Source organism: Sulfobacillus harzensis, from assembly GCF_012933365.1.
Lineage (GTDB): Bacteria > Bacillota > Sulfobacillia > Sulfobacillales > Sulfobacillaceae > Sulfobacillus_B > Sulfobacillus_B harzensis.
Window position 1 is genome coordinate 1 of sequence record NZ_JABBVZ010000157.1, and the last position, 5,521, is coordinate 5,521.

Sequence of the window (5,521 nt, forward strand, 5' to 3'; positions counted from 1 at the left end):
GCACATCACGGTTTCCTGGCTGCACGGCTAAGCTTTACTCTGGCCACCATTGCAGGCGGCACGTGTTCCTTGAGCTTTCAAGGCGCAACCCCCGAATACCGCTTATTAGGATTGTTAAGTATTCGGCTTTCACGAAGACCGAGTACTCCCGGTCCGTCGTCGGACCGTGAAAACTCCCCGGTTGTTTAAAATGCGGGAATGTCCTCCGGCAGCGGTTCTTCCGGCCCGTGGTCTCGACGCCACTCGGCCACCCGCTGGCAGTCCGGGCAGTCGATGTCATCGGGATCGAGGACGTGAACCCCGTGTTCGTGCACCGCATGCACTGCCGCCATAGGTCCCCGTTATCCGGCGCCTGGGCGGCCTCGGGAAGGCTATCGGATTGGATGCTCTGGGATGACCAAGCTGCCAATCCCATGGCGCAAAAACACGGGTTCGTGGAGTCGTCGCTGCTCACAGACCACCACAGCACGAAAATCGGGATGGGATGATGCACATTCGGGTCTCGTTCCCGGACGTGGCGACAAAAGCGGCTCCCCGGCAGCGGTTGCTCACTGAGTCGCCCGATGAGTCGTCCGAGGGTCGCGTGCACGTCCCCCCTGGATCAGTCGGGGTTGATCTCGCAGGTGCAGTTCTTCCGTGATTTGGGGACTCAGTAGAAAACGGCCCAGCGAGCGCTCACGAATCCACGCAGAAAGGCGCGCGAGCGCCTCGTCCTCGTCCACAAATGGACGCCGTTCCGGGGCGACCTAAAACCGCTGGACGGTATCGCCCCTCGACTCCGGGCAGAGCGGACACCAATTCCGCATGCCGTTCCGCGCGTCGACGATCATCACGCGGCTCTCATGCCAATGGAGCCAGATGTCGTATGCAGGCTCCGCCTGACTAACTTCTTGCGCCACCCTGACGGTCCACTCCATCGGACCATACACCTCATCGAGGGCGGTCCACTGCTGGGGCCATTGACTTGCCATTCGATCTCACGGGGTCGAACACTCCCAGCCCCGCATTTCAAGGTTTGTCTGCACCAAAGCGCCAGCCGCGGAGAAAGGCGCGCGGATTCCCCCGCTTTCCGGCGGGCGACTTCACGCGCAGAATACGCGCGGTGGGGATGGTGAACCGGTAGCAGGGTTGATCGCGCAGGATCCATGGCTGAATGACCACCGTCAACTCACGGGCCTCGACCGGAAACGGCGGTCGTACCGTGTGGTCGCCCTCATCGGTACCCGTGGCTCCACCGCTCTCCGTGTAATCGGTACCCAAATCATCGGTGACGGTAATTCGCCACGATAAGAACTCCGGCCAACGATCCTCGGGGAGCGGCTTGGATAGGGGTGGATCCATGGTAAAGTAAAACCAAATCGCATCCTGGTCGCAGATCACGTCCGTGAACGTCAACAGCGTATCGGGGATAATGCCGGATAAAGGCATTCCGATCATGCTGATTACCTCCGAAATGGGCCTGACTTCGCCATGATATCTCACGGTGACAGGTGACGGGGTAACTTCATGATATCACGGCACACTGGCACCAACCCAAGTGCCAGTGGCCTGATGCGCTAGTCAAGGTCTAGCGGCATTTCGGTCATGGGGGAACTGACCAGGGCCTCCGGTGCGTCGGGCAGCCCTATCAACCCAAATGCCAAGAGGAAAATAAGAAGGCCCGAGAGCCGGAACAACCACAGAAGCCCCAGGGGGCCGCTGGCCCAACCAACGACGGCTGCGCCCAACGGCGAGGCCACGGTCAACAACGCGGACAAGAGCCCTGCCAGCCGACCGCGGAGTTCGGGCGCGGTGGCCACCATGATGCGGGTACTGACGACCGCGTTGACGGCACCGATGCCCACCCCGACCGCGAAGAGACACCCCATATTGAATATGAAGTGCGGGAAGATAGCCATGGCCGCGATCCCAGCTCCGGCTACTGTGAGTCCCGCCATGACCGATCGTACAAAACCAACCCATTCTGCCAGGGTGTTGCCGAAGGCGCTGCCGCCCACGATGCCCACCAAGATGGCGACGCCGAATATCCCGTAGGCGACCGCCCCCATGTGGAGCACCTGACGGACCCAGGCCACGTCCATGACGTTGAGCGGCACCGCCACAAAGTTCAGCAGGATGGCGACGGGAATCAGGCGCCGGAGAAAGACGCTGTCCCGGACGACGTTGAGACCCTGGCGCAAATCGGCCCTGATGGACGCGGGTTTTGCTGTTTTCTTGGGCAACGGCGCAATGGGGCGTGTCAAGGCCAAACTGCCTGAGGATACCGCAAAGCTGATGCCGTTCAGGAGAAAGAGCAGGACGGGACCACCAAGCGCCAGCAAGAAACCGCCGAGCCCCAGTCCGCCCAGTTGGGCGAGCGCTCCGCTGCTTTGATTAATGCCGTTGGCGTCGCCGTACTCTTCAGGCCCGGTCACTTCCGGCAGGTAGGCGGCCTCTGCAGCGGAAAAGAGCGTCCCGAGAAGATTGAGCGCGAAGAGCGCCCCGGCCACCAAAAACACATTGAGGTCATGTTCGAGCGCGGCCACTACGACTAGAAAGCTCAAAAGCATCCTCAAAGCGTCTGTTGTCACCAGTGTTCGTCGGTGGTCCCAGCGGTCGGCGAAAACCCCGGCCACGATGCCCGCCAGTCCAGCCAAACCGATGACGCCCATGGCATAGCCTAAGTCGGACCGGCTGTGGGTGGCGCTGAGGATGTACCAGGAAACCGCCATCAGTCCCAGCGTGTTCCCCACCTGGGACACCCACTGCCCCGAAAGCAGGATGGCAAAATAGCGGTTGCGCCAGAGACCCCGTTTCATATAGACCTTAGCCCCCTGGGGTGAGATTGTTCTGCAAACGCCAGCCCCTGGTCACCTGTGAAGGATGAGGAGTATTTACCCAGAGCGATGTAAGGAGGAAGTTTGTTTCTCCGCCGATAGTTTATCGTAACGGACGCATCACAGCAGTGTTTGCGAAGACATTTCTGCCCGTCCAACCTCGACCCCAATTTCGGCTCGTTAATGCAGTTACGCCCCTAGAGTTCGTTAAGCGGATGCTGGATCCGTTCGACCTAGACCCGACAGTCGGGCCGGTCCCCTTCCGCCTCGCGCCGCGCGAATATCTGAAACGTGGGGTTCCCGCGCGTGTTGAGCAGCTCGTACACCAAGGCCGCCGCCATCTTTTGATCGGCGGTCCGGTAGCCGACGCACTGATTTCCCCCAATGGCATTATAGATATCTGAGGACACCCACTCGTACGACTCCCAGCAGGAGTCGAACACGGTCTCCTCGTCATACCACCGGATACCGTGTGGATAGGGCCGCGGTAAGTATCGCTCCCACCCCTGGGCGCTGTGCAGAATCCGCGCGCGATCCTCGGGTGAAAGGTCGTGAGCCGGTGCCGCGTCGATGATTTCGACCAAATTGCCTGAAGGCCGTACAGAGCGCCGAGATCTGCGATCGGTAGCAACATGCTAGAGACTCATCGTAATCCGCCGGGCCACTCTCCCGTGCGGATTACTTTTTGCGACGACCGAGAACCATCGCCCGATCAAACCGACAATCGCGACAGCGACAGGTGCGGTAAGATGGAGGCTCACACCCCCCCTCCGGCTCTGCTCGCTTCAAGGAAGCGGCAGACCGCAGAGCCGGCACGCCGGAGGGAGATCGACCGGGGCTTTTCAGGCTCGCTCTTCCTGTATACCGTCCGCCCGGCGGGCGGACTAGCCCTAAATCACCAATCAGACCACGAGCGTCGCGCCAGGCGAACCGCACCTCATATAAAACGGGGCAAATCGTCAGTGTTGGCGACAGCCGCTTCCCCATCGTCGGAGAAAACTAGTGGTGGCCCCTCAATTGGGTACCCGAGAACTTTCATGGCGAGTGGAACTATCATCGCCGAACAACCCCAAAATGAATCAGTTCTTTTGCGTGGAGTCCTAACTGGGCTTTAAGGGTATCACCACGTCCTGGCCGTTCGCCAAGTGCAGCTTCACGGTCGCAGATGTAAGTCCTGTCCGCCATTCGTGCGGTGTCAATTCTACGGGCAAGCCGTTCCAATGGATGACCCAATAGTAGTAGCGATTCGGTCCTACACGAACCGCCGGCCACGGACCATCGTTCTCCCCCTCCGAATTTAATATCACACGAGGCCACGAGGGACCTGGCTTACCGATCACAAAATACCACAATATCGCGCCGGGTGGGTTCGCTCTGTTGTAGGTAAGGGTAAAGGTGCCCGATACTTTAGCGTAGGCATCCGAAGGTCTGGCACCGGCCACGATCGTACATTGGAATCCCTCCGCCGCGCCGGTATAAGTGCGCCCGAATGCATATTGCTGAACCGCGTGGACATCGCGTAACGCAGATCGCGCTGCATATTGTTGATCCGCTACAGCGTGGTAATGCCAACCCAGCGGAATACCAGCCCCCACGATTACCGCGGCCAGTGCTCCCCCCAGAATCCAGCGGGGTTTTAATAGCAAAATAGACCCTCCCTAAATCGAAGCCGCTCCTCTGCCACCAACGTTAATTGAAACCGTACGCCAGGTCTAGGTCTGGCCTACGGAATGCGACGAAGTGGTTAGCCGGGATTTCCACGCGATTCATGCCATATTCCGAAAATGCCTGAGTGACGACGGCGCGCACCGCGCGGGTCATGAGCCCCCGGCCCTCGAAGGGCCAGCAGCCAATGCTGGTACGGCGGTTAGCCCAGTCGAATCCCACAACCCCCGCCATCTCCCCCCGAAACAGAAGGGCCGCTTGAAAACCGTCGTGTCGGCCAAACTGCGTTAAGGTTGACCGAATAAATGTACGGGTGTCCTCCACCGTTTGAGTCATATCACCCAGGGGAAGCCCCTCGCGAAGGGAAGACCAGGACGCGTGAGTCAGCTGAAACAATCGTCCGCCATGCCGCTAAATCCGCATCGAACACGATGTGAAAACATCGCTACCCCTCCAAGTCACAGCGAAGCCGCACCATGTCGCGGCATCGGATGCCATTTTCAAAAATGGGCTCCGAGTAATGGCGAAGAAAGAAGTCAGGGTCGACTCCGACAATCCGAAACCCGCATTTTTGGTAGAGAGCCAACTGGCCAATGGAGGAATTTCCCGTGCCGAGTTCTATGGATAGGACGTTGGCTTCGCGGGCTTCCCTTAATGCCGCCTCCAGAAGCGCACGCCCAATCCCTTTATTCTGCTCCTCGGGCCGTACAGCCAGATTAACAATTTCCCGAGTCCCGGGACGGGTGTCCAACCACACCAGCACGCCCAACACCTTGTCACCCTGAAAAGCGGCGAGACCGTGTCCGCGAGTAAGATACAATTCGACCAAAGTTTCCGAGGGATCGGCCAGATACAGTAAGTCGCGGGGCAAGCGCTTCGGGTCAACGGCTTGAATGGTGATCGTAATGGGACCTGTCCTCCTTTTCTTCTCTGATGCTACCAGACCATCTCGCAATATGGCCTTTGAACCTCCCCGGCCTGAAGGCCGGAGATTCTGGGGGAACCGCGGTTGCTGTGTCGGCGGGCCGTGAGACCCTGGG

The 5,521-nt window shown here is 59.4% G+C and carries 9 protein-coding genes; 1 reads left to right on the forward strand and 8 read right to left on the reverse strand.

What is annotated here, in order from left to right; genetic code table 11:
* Positions 1-189, forward strand: a 189-nt coding sequence (locus HIJ39_RS23855; RefSeq protein ID WP_207711835.1) for a hypothetical protein, incomplete at its 5' end; no start/stop codon positions are given.
* Here HIJ39_RS23855 and HIJ39_RS21180 read toward each other — a convergent pair.
* The 8 genes from HIJ39_RS21180 to HIJ39_RS21215 form a co-directional block, all read right to left on the reverse strand.
* A complete protein-coding gene (locus HIJ39_RS21180) occupies positions 186-332 on the reverse strand; it encodes a hypothetical protein (RefSeq protein ID WP_169103030.1) in 147 nt (48 codons plus the stop codon). The two genes, HIJ39_RS23855 and HIJ39_RS21180, sit on opposite strands and share 4 nt — an antisense overlap.
* Positions 333-746: 414 nt before the next feature.
* Positions 747-971 carry a hypothetical protein gene (locus HIJ39_RS21185; RefSeq protein WP_169103031.1) on the reverse strand — a complete coding sequence of 75 codons (225 nt, stop codon included), beginning with the start codon at positions 969-971 and terminating at the stop codon, positions 747-749.
* 37 nt (positions 972-1,008) lie between these two features.
* A complete protein-coding gene (locus HIJ39_RS21190) occupies positions 1,009-1,437 on the reverse strand; it encodes a hypothetical protein (protein WP_169103032.1) in 429 nt (142 codons plus the stop codon).
* 119 nt (positions 1,438-1,556) lie between these two features.
* Positions 1,557-2,798, reverse strand: coding sequence for an MFS transporter (locus HIJ39_RS21195; RefSeq protein ID WP_169103033.1), 1,242 nt, complete (start codon positions 2,796-2,798; stop codon positions 1,557-1,559).
* Between the two features lie 251 nt (positions 2,799-3,049).
* Positions 3,050-3,259, reverse strand: coding sequence for a hypothetical protein (locus HIJ39_RS21200; protein ID WP_169103034.1), 210 nt, complete (start codon positions 3,257-3,259; stop codon positions 3,050-3,052).
* 657 nt (positions 3,260-3,916) lie between these two features.
* On the reverse strand, positions 3,917-4,462 hold the full coding sequence (locus HIJ39_RS21205; protein ID WP_169103035.1) for a hypothetical protein: 546 nt from the start codon (positions 4,460-4,462) through the stop codon (positions 3,917-3,919).
* A gap of 43 nt (positions 4,463-4,505) precedes the next feature.
* On the reverse strand, positions 4,506-4,817 hold the full coding sequence (locus HIJ39_RS21210) for a GNAT family N-acetyltransferase (protein ID WP_169103036.1): 312 nt from the start codon (positions 4,815-4,817) through the stop codon (positions 4,506-4,508).
* Positions 4,818-4,926: 109 nt separating this feature from the next.
* A partial coding sequence (locus HIJ39_RS21215; RefSeq protein WP_243239886.1) for a GNAT family N-acetyltransferase occupies positions 4,927-5,521 on the reverse strand: 595 nt, incomplete at its 5' end.

What these genes read in the sequence shown, in the direction of transcription:
- HIJ39_RS21185 (WP_169103031.1), bottom strand. Translation starts at nt 971, where the DNA reads ATGGCAAGTCAATGGCCCCAGCAGTGGACCGCCCTCGATGAGGTGTAT.
- HIJ39_RS21190 (WP_169103032.1), bottom strand. Translation starts at nt 1,437, where the DNA reads ATGATCGGAATGCCTTTATCCGGCATTATCCCCGATACGCTGTTGACG.
- HIJ39_RS21180 (WP_169103030.1), bottom strand. Translation starts at nt 332, where the DNA reads ATGGCGGCAGTGCATGCGGTGCACGAACACGGGGTTCACGTCCTCGAT.
- HIJ39_RS21210 (WP_169103036.1), bottom strand. Translation starts at nt 4,817, where the DNA reads ATGACTCAAACGGTGGAGGACACCCGTACATTTATTCGGTCAACCTTA.
- HIJ39_RS21195 (WP_169103033.1), bottom strand. Translation starts at nt 2,798, where the DNA reads ATGAAACGGGGTCTCTGGCGCAACCGCTATTTTGCCATCCTGCTTTCG.